The sequence below is a fragment of the Pedobacter sp. GW822-FHT03F06 genome (assembly GCF_058801365.1).
In genome coordinates this window covers 351615-367285 of record NZ_JBXANE010000003.1, presented here as the reverse complement: position 1 = coordinate 367285, position 15671 = coordinate 351615, and the positions used below count along the sequence as shown (strand labels likewise).

Below are 15671 nucleotides of genomic sequence, written 5' to 3'. Positions count from 1 at the left end.
CACCGGTAACTGTTCTGCCTGGAGCAGATTTGAGTACAAATCTGCACGGTGCCGAAATGTAGGTTAAATGCTTAATTCGATATGTTCTTTATATAGCGGCCCAAGTTTTTCCCTGAGTTTTTTAAAAAATGCATAATTTTTATCATAATGCTGTGCCGTGGCACTATCTGGTATAATCCGGACGGCTTGATTTTCAAGAACCAGTTCTCTAACTGAAGGATTGACACTTTTATTCTCAGCAGAAAAAGCGAGCATCGCATTTCCGACCAGTGCAATATGCTCAATGGGGGATATATTTATCGGAAGGCCGATAATATTGGCAAATATTTGTGGCCAAACGCTGATTTGCGTGCCGCCCCCACCCATATAAAGTTCGTCTATCTGTAAACTGTTTTCTGTAAGTGCTTCATAAATGTACCTTAGCGAATAGGCAACGCCTTCCATTACTGCGCGGGCCAGGTCAGTTTTGTTGTGATACTGCCTGAGCCCGAAAAAAACACAAGACGCATACGAACCATAAGCCGAATCTCTTTCACCTGTTAAGTATGGCAGGCAGATTAACGGAGAAGTACTTTGTGGCTGCAGAATTTCTGGTGAGTTCAGATCTACGTCAAACAAACTTTCCCTCAGCCAGTTTAGCGGTAAAGCTGCGTTATTCAATGCCCCTCCATTTAGAAATATTTTTTTGGTCAATGCATAAGGTTGTATGCGTTTATTGGCATTATTATCGAAGGCAGCATAATCCCCAACTACCCGCAGCATTGCAGAGGTACCAATATTTATAACACCAGTTTGAGATTTAAGTGCACCTAAACCAATGGCGAGTGCTGCACCATCGTATACGCCCAGTAGAACCTTGATGTTTTTTTTTAATCCAAGGGTAATCTGAAGTTCCTCTTTGAGCAGAGCTGTATAGCTGGTGCCATCTTCAATGGCAGGAAGTTGGGCCAGGCTGATACCTATCTTTGACAATAACTGCACATCCCAGCTATAACTGTTTATATTAAAATGCTGGCTTGCAGCCGCTGTACTGATGTCGGTAACAAGTTCGCCAGTCAACCACTCAAATAAAAAAGCTTTGCTATCAATAAAGTATTTTGCCTTATCAAAGATATCTGTTTCATTTCTTGAAAGATAAAATAGTCGCGGAAGGGTGTAGTTGGTCAGCAGGGGGCAACCTGTCCTGGCGTAAATATCAAAATCTGCGTATTCTTTTTTAAATGCTTCAAAAGTGCGCTGTGCCCTGATATCGGTGAGTAATGTTAAGCCCGTCAGCGGCTTTTTTTTATCGTCAAGCAGCATTAAGCCGAACTGATAGGTGGACGGTACTATATACCTTATCTCTCTGTCCATGTTTTTTGTAACCATGGTTTTGCAAAGTTTAAGGAGCAGGGATTTTAGTTTTTCGGGATGATGTGCGAGCTCGCCATTTATTTTTTTTATTGTTGGTATCCCTCGCGAAATGGAGTAGATAACTTCTCCTTTTTCTGAAACCAGTCCGACTTTCAGATTGGTTGTGCCGAGATCGATCGTTAAAGCGAGTGCCATTTCCTGGTTTTAGTTTTCAAAACTTCTGGATTTGCCAGTTCGCCTGGGATACCGCTCTGCTGAAAGACCGCAATCGAATCATTCACGCAGGTTTCTCCCATTCCCGACAAAGATTCCCAGCTGTAGCCACCCAGATGGGGCGTAATAAGTACATTATTGAGTCTGGCCAGTCTGTGGCTCCCGTCAATCGGTTCCCCTTCTACAACATCGGTAGCATAGGCACCCAGTTTGCCATCGTTTAATGCAACATATAACGCTTCCTCATCCAGCAGTTCGCCGCGGCAGGTATTAACCAGTACCGCACCGTGTTTCATTTTCGAAAATTGCTTTTTTGAAATCATCCTATTTGTCTCACGGTTAAGCGGGCAATGGAAGAGTATGATGTCTGACTGTTGAAGAAGCTCTTCCAGGTTCACTTCGTTTGCATCAAACTGGGCAAATCTGGATTTTTCTATATATGGATCTGTAGCGATAATCTTTGCTCCAAAGCCTTTGGAAAGGATCTCAGCAGATCTTGATCCTATATTGCCCAATCCGATAATGCCAATGGTTTTGCCTTTTATCTCCATGCCGATCATGCCCGAGCGGGCTGCCCAGTTATCCTCCTTTATGGCATGTACGCCCAATGGTATTTTCCGGGTGACGGCTAATAGTAGCGAAACTGCATATTCGGCAACGGCTTCTTTTTCTACCAATCCTTTAACCCTTGATACCATAATGCCCAATTCTGACGCTGCCCGGAGATCGACGTTATCGCAGCCGATCCCATGGCGTACCAACAGTACCAGCTGTCCGCATCGCTCCAGAGTTTCTCTTGGGAACTTCGGTGTTACGCTGGCAATGATGCCGTTACTGCCACTGAGTTTGAAAGCAAGTTCTTGAGGGTCAATATCAGCAGGTACGCTTAAGTGCCTGATTTCTGCAAAAGTTTCGAGGATTTCGAGGTGTTTTGAAAAGTGTTTTCCAAAGGTGCTCGAATTGACTATTGAAATGATTGGTCTACGCATATTATTATCTGTTGCAAGAACAATATTAGTGGTATTATCGAAGCGAAAACTAAACGAAAATGGTAGTTTGTTGTACGCTTGGGGTAAATTAATTCGTTAGTCCTAGTTTTGTTATAGATGCTAGGTTTTTAATCAAAAAAACATGCTTAATATTTTGGTATTAACCTATAAAATGGAGGCAGGTCATCGTCGGTGACCCTCCATTTTATAGGTTGCCCACTAGTTTTACAGGCAAAACAGGTGTCGAAGAAACAGTTAATGCTACTGTTTTCCTTTTCGTGTTTGTGCCTTTACTCCCCAGTACCAATCAGTGTTGTATTCATAAGGTACAGGTAGAATAGCTTTGTCAACCTCTTTTGAATTGGTGAATTCTATTATTTCACCTGGCTCTGTACTGAACTTAATGAGCTGTTTATGTTCAAATACTTCGCTGCTGAATTTCCTTTTGGCGCCTGATGCATTTAAAATCGCATATGGCTTCATATCGGTTTGAACAGTACAAATTCCACCACTATTGCTTTTAATTTTTATATAGGTCGTTTTATTGTTTTCATATTTTGCTGAAACCTCAAAGGCGCCTTCTGCCAGAAGGTCCTGGAATGACAGGTTATGCCAGCTTGAAGGTACTGCAGGAAATATTCTTATTTTATTCCCCCATGACTGCAGCAGAAGTTCGGTTATCGAAGATACAGCTGATAAGGGTGTTTCAATTACCGGACCGGACTCCTGGTACAGGGTATTATCCTTAATGTATTTATCAAACAATTGATTCAGCATATTAATTGCGGAATCGCCCCGCCCCATGGTAGCGTAAATTGATGCCGCTCCTGTAAAAGTGTAGCCTTGGAGGGCTCCCTTTAATGAAATCCAGTGACTTAAGGATTTTTCGATAACTGGTTTGTCGGTTTTATTTTCCCAGTTGATCAGGTGATAGGGGTAGATCATTAATAAATGGGAATAGTGTCTATGCGATTTTTCCAGTGGGAGGTTTTTACCAATCAGAAATCCGGTAGAGTCTTTGGGGTAGTCTGTTAGTTTTGAATTGACTTCCAGCCATTTGGATTGGTCGGGGTCGTTAAGTCTGAACCGTTTGTTGATTTCGGGAAGGGTTTTTAACGCCCATTTTAATGACGCGATCACGTAATTTGCATCTGCTGCATTTTGATTGTATTCAGGGGAGACAGATACCGGGAAATGATAAATTCCGTTTTTGTCTTTCTCAAGTAAATGAATCAGGAAGTTGGTAGAGCGCTTGAGTAATGGGAAAATTGTTGCTCTTAATGTTGTTTCGTCATGGCTGTATAAGTAGTATTGGTAACAATAGTACATTGCCCATGTTAAGTTCGCAGCCTCAAATTTTCCAGATACAATGTCTTCATTTGAAACCCTGCTCCTTAAACTATAAGAAGAGCTCCGCCCTATAAAGGCTGAATTGTACTGCCATTGTGCAGGAACATTGGATTTCAGTTCCGCACTGTTAGCAGCCAAAGTGTTTAATAACGGTTTATAAAATTCAGTGTGGTTAATGACAGCTATTGGGGCATAGGTTAGCTGAACGTTTAGGTTCCACCAAATTGCGGGCCATGGTGTTGCACTTGTCCAGGGACCCATTAAATCTATCATGGGTTTGTTTGCCCGTGTAAGACAAGCTATTTTATACAGTTGGGCCCAGTAGAAACTCTCCATCCTTTTGTCGGGCAATGAAACGAAACTTTTTTTATAGTAACTGTTCCACCAGATCTTATGGTGGTTAAAATTTTCAGTGTCAGTGTTTTTTGCAAACTGGTTTAGCATGCTTTCGGCCCATTTAATTTCATCCAGTTGGTTATTTCCATCATAACCAATGCTGATCCTGATTTTTTCAGTTCCATTTGCCTTCTCAGAACTAAATGCCGTAGCATATCCGCCACCGTTTAACAAAAGCTGATGAAATATCGTATGACCATTATTTGAGCTTTTTATTACTGGAGGATTAGGTTTATAAACTATCGGCTTATCTGGCATGTTGAACGCCAGCCTTGGACTAGCACTGATTTCGGGAACGAAATTTAATCCAGATGTTTTTTCCCCTCCGGTGTTCTGGAGTTTTATTTCCATCACTTCGCTTAATGCAGACACGTAGGCACTAAATTTGATTTCGCCTAGGGTAGTTATTATTTTGCCTCTGGCAATGGCATTATAGATATCTAGATGTGCTACAGCAGAAGTTATTGTTCCTTTTGTTTCAAGTTTAAAATAGCCGATCGGAAGGCGTGCCTGCGTGTAAAGCTTATTTATGTTGGGATATAGTGTTGTACGGTTTTCCACAACATCTGTCCTGCCTATATTAAATCTGATCACATTTGCTTCCAGCGCATATATATTGAGGCCCAATAGGCCGTTTCCCAGAATTAGGCCCTGATAGTAATTTTTGCCCATTGCATTCCACCTCAGTTCTTGTTTCTGCATAAAATCTGGCCAGATAATATTCTGTGCATGCAATGTTTGGGTGATGATAAAAAAGGAAAGAATAATTAAAAAGTTTGTCTTGAGGTTCATAAAAATTAAAACTGTCGGCTAAAAACTCAAAAACCATGGGCGTTTGGATTTCTTTTTCTAAGCTGGTTATCCGTTAATAGCTCCGCGCCGCCGCTGCATTGTTCCTTCATATGCGTGAGTGACTTACATGCTTAAAAACCAAACCGTAAAAACACGGGTAAAATCGTCGCAATAGTGATGCTAAAGTTGCACTTTCTTGATGCCATATCTATTTGACGGATTTTGACTCGTGTTATTGAGGTAGATCAAGTGAAAGACTGAATTAATAAACACAAAATAGGTGTGTCAGTGCCTACGCTAAATTTAATAGCCGGCATTTTGAAAATCATTGTTGCCGAGGCTTTTTGCAATATCCTGCTCGGACCTCGGAATGGGCCACAAAATATTTCGTGCCTGATAAACTCGCTTAGATCCATTTGGATTTACAATCGTTGGGATCACATCTTTCTCCATATTCCATCTTTTTAACTCGAAGAAACGCTGTCCTTCCATCGCAAATTCAACTCTTCTTTCATGTCTTATTTTCTTCCGCATGTCCGCTTGGTTCAGTGCGATTGGCAGTGCTGGCATTCCAACGGATGGACGCGTTCTAACCATATTTACCGCTGCATATACAGTGGCATCTGGCCCGCTTGCCTCATTGGTGGCTTCTGCATACATTAACAGAACATCAGCATAACGCATCAAAATATTATCCTGGTCACTTTGTGTAGAGTAGCCTGTAGGATAACGACTTGGGTCTACGCCTTTGCGGGTCAAAAAAGAAATGTTTGCTGTTGTTATAAAAGCCGAATTTGGTGTTAGCCCTCTTAGATCACCTGGGGTGATCACGGTTTGTTTCAGTCTTGGGTCGCGATTTAAATATGGGGTTGTCGCGCTATAAAGTGGAGACTTACTGATAGGCAATCCGTCGATACATTCGTAATCATCAACCAGGTATTTAAGCGGGTTCAGCGCTAATGCACCATCGAAGGATAGTAGCCAATCTTGTTGGCTGTATAAATTAGGAGGTAAAAATTTTGCAGAGAACATAATTTCTTTATTATTGCTGGATTGACCCGCTTTTAAGAACATTGAACCGTAATTATCGAACAGGGTAAAAACTTTTTCATCCATAACCTGCTTTGCGGTAGCGGCCGCCTCAGCCCAACGGCTATTGGTTAATAACACTTTTGCTTTGTAGGCAAGTGCTGTACCACGTACCGCGTGACCGGAATAACTCGTATTTGGTAAGTTAGCTGCGGCATAATCCAAGTCAGCGAGTATCGAATCCAACACGATCGTTTTTGCAGTTCTCTTCATAGAAATATCTGCTGAAGAGAAACCTAAAGGTGTGGTTGTCAATACCACATCCCCATATAACTGCGTCAATATAAAGTAATGATATGCCCTTAGAAATCTCGCTTCGGCGATGTATGTTTTCCTGGATGCATCCGCCAATGGAACGCCCGGGATTTTCGAAATAAGCAAGTTGGTGGCGGCTATGGCGTCATAGCTATAATCATACATATCCTTAAGTATCCCTCCCGTTGTAGATTCGTATTGTCCAAGGGTTACCGTGTTTAACAATCCGCTGGAGCTATTCGTAAAAGCATTATCAGTTAGCGTTTCCCAAAGTGCATATGCACCGCCGACGCCTGCAGCCGATGCGCCAACACTGGTTGCATTTGCACCCCGCACCAAATAGTTGTAACAGCCTGCTAAGGCCAGGTCCAGATCGCCTTGAGTTTTATAGAATGTGTTTTCAGAAAGCTGTGCTAAGGGATCCTTTTGTAAAAAATCTTTTTTACACGATGTTGCACCGGTTGTAAACAGAATGATGCATAAATATGTTGTTATCTTTTTCATGTTAATACAATTAAAATGTTACTCTGGCTCCAAAGTTGATTACCTTATTTTGTGGGTGTGTTAGAAAACGTGTATTGTTTGGCACACGCTCTGGGTCAAGTCCGGGGTAATTGGTCAACGTAAATAAATTCTCCCCTGAAAAATATACCCGTAAGGCACTCATTCCTATGGATTTTACCCAAGTTGCCGGCAATGAGTAGCCCAGTTGCACGTTTTTTATTTTCAAAAAAGACGCGTCTCGCAGATAATATGTTGACACTGTAGAAATATTTGAATTGACCAAGCCCGATCCGGTAAGGTAGATCAATGGCATAGTTTCGCTGGGGTTAGTTGGCGTCCAGGCATTTAGCCAGTCTGTTGTTGGCACGGAGCCCTGGTTAAATGGTTGGAACCCCCAACCGTTAACATATTGTTTCTGCCCCTGCGAGCCATATAAAAAGATGGAGAGGTCAAAGTTTTTGTAATCAAAGTTTAGGTTCAGTGAATAATCGAACCGGGGATACATTCCCGAGACAACCGTTCTGTCGTTTTCATTGATCACCCCATTACCATCAATGTCTTTAAATTTAAAAGTACCTGGTACAGGACTAAAGGGCTGGGTAGGAGAGGCGGTGATTTCGGCTGTTGACTGGAATATTTTCTCAAATTCATAGACATAAAAGCTGTTATATGGAAGTCCCTCCCTTATGATATTGGTAGCGCCGATGGACTGGGTACCGTATTTTATCAATTTGTTTTGATTTGCCTGAAGGGTACCCACTATTGAATATCCTAACTCACCGATTTTATCCCGATAAGATAGGTTGAATTCCAGCCCCCTGTTTCTTAGGGTGCCATTATTGATGGTAGGTGCATCATAGCCGATGTATAATGGGATGATCGCCTCGCTCAAGATATCCGTGGTGAGTCTGTTATAGTATTCCGCTGTGAGGGAAAGCCTGTTTTTTAAAAATCCGATATCTATACCAATATTAGTTTGTCTGGTGGTTTCCCAGGTTATATCATTATCAACCAGGCGTGTCTGGCGTACGCCGTCGGATAAGCCCGTGATGGTTGGGTAAGAAAAGCCGGTGGTATAAACATCCTGATATGGATAGGTACCAATATTTTGGTTACCCAGCTTTCCAACTGAAGCGCGGATTTTCAAATCAGATACCACTTTTTGCAAAGGTTTGAAGAAAGCCTCCTGTGAAATGCGGTAGCCTAGTGATACGGATGGGTAGAAGCCCCATTTTCGTCCGTTTCTGAAACGGGAGGAACCATCGTACCTTGCATTTCCTTCAATCAGGTATTTTCCGTCATAATCATAGGCTATCCTACCATAATACGAATTAAGGGCCCATTCACTTGCTGTTCCTGTATTGGATTGGGCACCAGTACCCCCCGCATTGATTTCCTGAACCTGGTTATTTGGGTAATTGACACGGGCAGCAGATAATGATTGTGTTTTCAGGTAGTCCGTTTGAGTACCGGCTAAAGCGTAGATATTATGTTTATCTATTTTTTTTGTATAGGTTAATTGTGAATAACCAGCCGGGTTGACTGTGTTTTCGTCTACTACTGTTAGGCCCTGACCGCCTACATCCAGTAGCCTAGTCGCTATGGCATTAGGACTGGCAAGCCAGGCATACTGGGGTATTACAGGTTTAAATGCGTACAATTTGTTGAAAGCAACGTTAGCACCTAGACTGGTTTTCCATTGCAGGCCATCTAATATTTTTACGTCTATAAATATATTTCCCTGCAAAGTGTATTCATTGTTGCTGCCAGTTGCATTTTCGGTTACTGCATAAGGATTTTTATTTGGCGAAGGGCCATTTGTGATCGTACCATTTGGAAGCGTATACACAACATGGGTATAGCGGTTACTGCCGTCAGGTAACACCGGCCCATATAATGGAGATTGAGATAATGTTGAAAGAAAAATATCCTGACTAATTGAACCATTTAGAGAATTCGCTAGCGAAACTGTACCTATTGATGGAAATTTTCGTTGTCCGTAGTTCAGGGTGATGTTATTTCCAAATGTGATCCGGTTGTTGATTTTGGCATTCATGTTGAACTGCATATTGTACTTTTTATAACTGAATCCACGCATAATATCGGGTTGGTCAATATAGCCCAAGCCCACATTGTAGGTTGTTTTCTCATTTCCGCCAGATACATTTAGATTATGCGTCTGAACATTTACCTGTCTAAGCATTAAATTAAGCCAATTATAGTCTGGATATAGATCTTTTTCGTTTGGATTGGTGTAGCTTGCAATCTGGGCATCAGTATAAAGTGTCGCCACTCCAGAATTTTTTGCCGCCTGGTTATATAGCTGCATGTACTGTGCAGAATTGTAAATAAAATCCGGTAATCTTGTTGCCGAGGTAATGCCATTGTTGTAACTGTAAGAAATTTGCGTTTTACCGGCTTTACCCTGCTTAGTGGTTACAATTAATACGCCATTAGCCGCACGGGAGCCATAAATTGCCGCCGATGCGGCATCTTTTAGCAATGTTACAGATTCGATGCTTTCGGGGTTCAAAGCTGTTAAGCTTCCTGGTATACCATCGATAATAATCAACGGTGCACTTCCGGCTCCATAAGACCCCAGCCCTCTCACCCTTAAGACGTTGCCCTCTGCACCTGCTTCACCCGATGCCTGAGTTACGGATAATCCAGGTAGCTGACCTTGTAAAAGCTGGGTGGGGTTTGTTGAAATCCGCTTATTTAAGCTTGCTCCTGAAACCGATGCAACAGCACCGGTCAGGTTAGCCTTTTTTTGTACCCCATAGCCGACCACTACGACGGTCTCCAAATCAGTTTGGGTCGAACTCAGCACCACATTGATACTTGTGCGGTTGCCAACATTTATTTCCTGCTGCGCATACCCGATCAGCGCAAATGTTAATATTGCGTTTGGAGTAACCCTGATGCTGAATTTACCGCTATCATCTGTTGAGGTTGCCTGAGCGGTGCCCTTAACGGTAATGGTTACACCGGGTAACACACCAGTGGATTCTTTAACAGTTCCGTTCACGGTGATTAGATCCTGGGCCTTTGCTGACTGGTAAAAGCATGCCAGCAGTAATATTAATGCAAGGCACTTTAGCAGCCATAACGGTGTATTAAATAAAATAGTAAACATTCTTTCTCTCATAAATTTGGAATTTTATCTTTTCAGTCTGCTAAACAGATTAAAAAGCGATATCATATTTGGTTAATTGTGGAATGCAATTACAGCTTTTTATACTCGTATATTTTTAACGATTTCAGCCAATCAGTAAATAAAAATGTCTTAATGCTAAAGGGTAATTCACGAAAAATGATCTGTCGAATCAGTTTTTTCGTTTAAAAAAAAACTCCTTTTGATAGGCTGCGGGTGTTTTATTTGTTAATTTTTTAAAGTGTTTATGGAAACTCACAAAGTTATTGAAGCCACTCTCATAGCAGATTTGTTGAATAGTCAGTTTATCTTCTATAAGGAGTTTGCATGCCAGACCAATTCGGTATTCTATCAAAAATTGCGAATAGGTTTTTCCGGTCTGATTCCTGAAATATTTGCAAAAGGAAGATGGACTGATGTTAGCTACGGAGGCAACGTCTACTATGGCAATCTTTTGCTTGTAGTTTGCAAAGGAATACTTATAGATATCATTAATTCGTTTACTTTCCGAACTTTGCAGTCCACAGTTAAAGCGGGTTGAAGATAGCTGCATATGTTCAACACTATCGGCCAGTAAACTTAATATTTGTATCAGTATTGTAAGCCTATGCACCGTTGGGGCATGGCTTAGGTGTTTTATCAAAGGAATAACCTTCTTTTTTACCTCTCCAATAATTTCAATACCATATCGGCTATAGTCGATTAGTTCCCTGATCAATTTATTTTCAGGAAGATTTAAAAAAGTTTCGCCCCAAACATCTGTATCGAAGTGAATCACATCTATATCGTATGTGGACTCCTTTCCTCCGTCGAAACGCCAAAAATGGGGTAGATTGGCCCCGATCATGACAAGATCACCTGATTTAAATTTTTTGATATTATCTCCAACGAATTGGGTACCATTTCCTTTTTCGAAATGAATGAGCTCAATTTCTTTATGGAAATGCCAGACATTTTCGAAGATCGGAGCATAGTCCCGCCGTACACTGAAGGAATGCGCAGGATTTGCTATGACTTTTAGGTGTTGTGGTTTCATTTCGAATAAAACTTAACAGATTTGAAAATGAATGATTTTACACTAAAATTGCCGGTATTATTTGCGGCAGCGGAGAAAATTTTAGTCGATGACTGCCATACTGCAAAAGGTAGCAGCGCAGCGCTGGAATTGACGTAACCCATAGTATATTCAGTTAGTTGTTAAATTATAAATCTTGCCATGTATGCCTTATCCTATAAGTTGGCAGATTGATGCTAATTTAGTCCTATGGGGTGCTCAGAATTCATGGCATTTTATTCAAAATACCATGTCATAATCGTTCGGTTATCTGAATTTTAGAATGATTTATTTTTTAAATGACTGTAATTTAGTGTTTTGTGTGGAAATGTTATTTTGGCGACTGTTGGCTAGGGGGATAGCCAAATTGAGCTTTAAAACATTTACGAAAATAGTTCACATCTTCAAATCCGACTTTAAAAACCACTTCATTTACGGTAAACTTTCCGCTGGAAAGCAAAGCTGCAGCATATTTTAATCTAATATTTCGTATAAATTCCACGCCGGTTTGGTTGGTTAATGCTTTAAGTTTTTTGGTAAAAGTACTTCTGCTCATTGAGAATTTTTTGTTCAGATCTTCAACACTTAAATCAACGTTATCCACGTTTTCTTCTATGTAGGTGATAAGTCTGTTGATGAACAATTCATCTGTCTCTGGAATCTGTATTTGTCTTGGTTCAAGCATGATGGCCCTTTGAAATTTCAGACGCATTTTTTGACGGTTTTCCAGCAGGTTCCAAACCCGGATTTCCAGGATATCAAAATTAAATGGCTTATTTAAGTAATCATCTGCACCGGTGTTTAGGCCCTCTGCCTGAAAAATCTGTTGGCTTCTTGCTGTTAACAATATAATAGGGATATGACTGGTAGACTCCTCTGATTTGAGTATTTTGCTCAGTTTAATGCCGTTCATGCCTGGCATCATGATATCGGAAATAATGATGTCCGGAATTACTTTTTTAGCAATTTTTAAACCCTCAATTCCATTTGAGGCTGTATCGATAATAAAATCCTTTTCGAAACCGCTCTTTAAAAAAATTAACAGTTCAAGATTGTCTTCAACAATTAAGAGATTCAGCTTTTTCCTGGCTTCGTTTTTCATTATCGCGGCTTTTCTAAGCAGGAATTTTTCCTCTAGATCAGGATGTTTTGCCACCATCGAATCCGGCATCTGCCCTGATCTTTTATTATCTATCATTTCGTTGATTCCCAAATGGCTATTGCCCAATGGCAAAATGACAGTAAAAGTGGTGCTGCCTGTTTCAGCTTTGGTTTCCGGCAGGCTTTCTACAGTAAGCTGGCCATGATGGAGTTCGACCAGTTTTTTGGTATAAGCCAATCCTAAGCCTGTGCTCCCAGTCTGCGAATAATAAGATTCATCATGAGGGAATTCATCAAAAAGGTTTGCTATCTGCTTCTCATCCATTCCTCTACCATTGTCGGAGACCGCAATCTCGATCGATTCTGTTTCTTGTGGTGCTGCTACCGGCTTAACCGAAATTACTATTTTACCAAATTCATGGGTAAATTTTATTGCATTTGATAAGAGGTTAAAAATTATTTTTTCCATTTTATCCTCATCAAACCAAAGAAATAGGTTAGGCAAATTTGTATGTAGCGAAAGGTGGATGTTTTTTTGATTAGCCAGCTCTTTAAAAGCCTGGATCAGCTCGTTTAAAAAAGCAATTAGCTCATGTTGACCAGCATGTAAGTTTACATTTCCGGTTTCGAATTTTTGCAGTTCCAGTAACTGGTTTACAAGTCTAAATAATCTGTTTCCATTATTCTGTAGTAACTTAAGTTGTTGGATGACTTGCTTATTACTTACATTCACTTTAATCAGTCTCTCTATTGGAGCTAGAATCATGGTTAGCGGTGTCTTGATTTCATGAGAAACATTCATAAAGAAATTGAGCTTATCTTTCGCTAATAACTGATCTTTGAGATGTACTTTTTGCTCATACTCCAGCTGCGCCTGAAGCCTTGCTGTACGTTTGGAGTACTTTATAAAAGCATAAATAGCACCTATTCCCAAAGCTGTATACAATAGGTATGCGTACAATGTTCTATACCATGGAGGCAATATGACGATTCTTAATGTTCTTGGTGTGTCATTCCAGATTCCGTCATTGTTAGCAGCCTTAACAGTAAATACATAATTTCCTGGCTCGAGGTTGGTATAAGTCGCCACTGGCTCGCGCGTATACTGCCATCGGTCGTTTGACAGCCCTTTCAATGTAAAAGCAAATCTGTTTTTTAGCGGGTTCACATAACTAAGAGCTGCAAATTTAATACTGAAATAGGCTTTATCATAAGGTAACACAATTTCGCTCGTTTCATCGATAGGTTGTCTCAATGGTGATTTCGGATCCTTGAAATCAACCGATTTATCAAAAATTAAGAAATCGGTGAGAACAATAGGCGGTTTAGTCAAATTTGAAAGGATTCTGCTTGGGTCGAAAACGGTTAAACCGTTGATGCCTCCAAAAATCAGGGTATTATTTTTTGCGATGAGTGAACTGGTGGTAAACTGATTGCTTTGAATACCGTCCGCAACAACATAATTGGATATTTTGATCTTTTGAACGGAAAAAGGAAGTGTGAATGTATTAAACTGAATACGGCAAAGCCCCTTATTTGTACTAACCCAAATATGTCCAGCGCTATCCTGCAAGATTTGCTGAATGCTATTATCTGCTAACCCGAGTGATTCATCAATCGTATAAAATTTGTCATCTGTGCTGCTAAAATAATTTAGTCCCCCGCCGTCTGTACCAATCCATAGTCTTCTACTTTTATCTTTATAGATACTCAAAATAGCATTATTGGTGAGGGTATGATCAAACTTCGGATTGCTTGTAAAGGTTTTTAACTGATGGGTTTTCTTATTCAATCGATGAAGACCAGATACTTTTGTTCCTATCCATAAATGTTCCCCATCATCAAAAAGTGCGGTAATATTTTGTAAGTTTCCTAACCCGATGCTGCTGAAAATAGCATTACTTGAGCGTATCATTTTGTCGTCTAAATAATATAATCCAAGTACATTAGTACCGATCCAAATGCCCTTCTTATCTTTTAACAGAACAAAACTTTGTAGGGTGGCCGGCCTCAACGATTTTGCCTTCATATCCAGATCAATGAATACTTTTTGCCGTTTGTCGAATATTTTTAACCCTGAGCCCGTACCGACCCAAAATTTATTTTTATCAGGATGTTGTGCTATGGCTTTTATACTTCCTGGTTTTCCGCTTACCACATCGATGTTGTTATTGATGATGTCATTGGCTAGGAAGTTCGAGTCTAAATGGTTTAATGCACCATCGTCGGTTCCAACCCAAAAAGATCTATCGGTATCCTGAAAAACTGCATTCACAATCCCGGAAGATAGACCTGCTCCCAATCGTGTTCCTACCTTAACGTGCCCGAAATTGCCAGATTGTTGTGAACTGATGTACAATCCGCCATTAAATGTACCCAACCAGATGTTATTTTCCCGGTCTTTGGTTATGCACCTTATCGATATATGTCCAATTGATGTTTCGTCATTGGGATCGTGTACTGATGAACCGAGTTGGCCAGTTTTTTTGTTCAGGACATTTAACCCTTCTCTAGTAGCGATGTAAAATAAGTTTTGACCCGCCTCGGTGATACCCCGGACGGTGTTGCTCAAAAGTCCCTCATTTTTGGTGTATTGTTTGCACCTTCCGAATTTGGCATCGTAGGCAAAAAGTCCCGCATTCTCCGTCGCTATCCAGTAGGTTTGATCATGATCCTGAACAATCCTTTGAACGACACTGTTAAATAGGGTTGAGTGAATTGGCAGGTGATTAGCGAGTTTTACAAATACTGAATTCTTAAGATCATAAATTTGCAGTTTATCGTTATTTCCTATCCAAAGTCTCTGTTTATCATCCACATAAAGGCTCTGAATAGGTGAGTTTACAATTTTCCCAGGTAAAAATAAGCCCTTCTTTTTATTTTTTGCCGCAATGTAAAAAAGACCATAGTCTGTTCCCGCCCAGATGTTGCCACGGGCGTCTTCAACCAGATCATAGACATTCTTGATGGCATTCAAACCTTTAAATTGGTAACGGATGAAGGAGTTGGTTAACGGATCATAACAGTTTAAGCCATCCGATGTACCGACCCAAATAAATCCATCATGGTCTTGAAAAACTTTTAAAACCCTGTTATTGCTTAAGGTGTGATTGTCTTTGGGGTTGTTTTTGTAAGTCTCGAAATGGATACCGTCAAATCTGGTTACCCCAGAAAAGGTGCCAAACCACATATAGCCTTTTCTATCTTGCAAAATGCTCATCACAACATTTTGAGGTAGCCCATTATCAACAGTAATCCGCCTGAATTTTAACTTGGTTTGCTGCGCTGTGGATATGGATGATGCCAAGCAGAGCACTATTATGCTTATAACGCCTATTTTTTTGATAAACTCGATATAATGTCTTCTCATGAGAAAAAGAAAATTAACTCAGCAGTAGTAAAATCCCGACTATGTTTTTAG

General features: G+C 40.6%; 7 protein-coding genes. All 7 read right to left on the bottom strand.

Going from position 1 to position 15671, the window contains the following annotated elements; all coding sequences use genetic code 11:
- Positions 1-63: 63 nt before the first annotated feature.
- Entirely contained in the window at positions 64-1548 is a 1485-nt protein-coding gene (locus tag AC1RJ8_RS06940) for a gluconokinase (protein WP_492953001.1), read from the bottom strand.
- The gene (locus AC1RJ8_RS06935) at positions 1533-2555 is read right to left on the bottom strand and encodes an NAD(P)-dependent oxidoreductase (protein WP_492953002.1); all 1023 of its coding nucleotides are present in this window, start codon (positions 2553-2555) and stop codon (positions 1533-1535) included. Before AC1RJ8_RS06935 ends, AC1RJ8_RS06940 begins: the two co-directional genes overlap by 16 nt.
- Before the next feature lie 261 nt (positions 2556-2816).
- Positions 2817-5093 (bottom strand): glycosyl hydrolase family 95 catalytic domain-containing protein, encoded by a 2277-nt coding sequence (locus AC1RJ8_RS06930; RefSeq protein WP_492953003.1) that lies wholly within the window; start codon positions 5091-5093, stop codon positions 2817-2819.
- Positions 5094-5396: 303 nt separating this feature from the next.
- The gene (locus AC1RJ8_RS06925) at positions 5397-6941 is read right to left on the bottom strand and encodes a RagB/SusD family nutrient uptake outer membrane protein (RefSeq protein WP_492953004.1); all 1545 of its coding nucleotides are present in this window, start codon (positions 6939-6941) and stop codon (positions 5397-5399) included.
- A gap of 10 nt (positions 6942-6951) precedes the next feature.
- The gene (locus tag AC1RJ8_RS06920) at positions 6952-10089 is read right to left on the bottom strand and encodes a SusC/RagA family TonB-linked outer membrane protein (protein WP_492953005.1); all 3138 of its coding nucleotides are present in this window, start codon (positions 10087-10089) and stop codon (positions 6952-6954) included.
- A gap of 178 nt (positions 10090-10267) precedes the next feature.
- Positions 10268-11131 carry an AraC family transcriptional regulator gene (locus AC1RJ8_RS06915; RefSeq protein ID WP_492953006.1) on the bottom strand — a complete coding sequence of 288 codons (864 nt, stop codon included), beginning with the start codon at positions 11129-11131 and terminating at the stop codon, positions 10268-10270.
- Between the two features lie 349 nt (positions 11132-11480).
- The gene (locus AC1RJ8_RS06910; RefSeq protein WP_492953007.1) at positions 11481-15620 is read right to left on the bottom strand and encodes a hybrid sensor histidine kinase/response regulator transcription factor; all 4140 of its coding nucleotides are present in this window, start codon (positions 15618-15620) and stop codon (positions 11481-11483) included.
- Positions 15621-15671 lie beyond the last annotated feature (51 nt).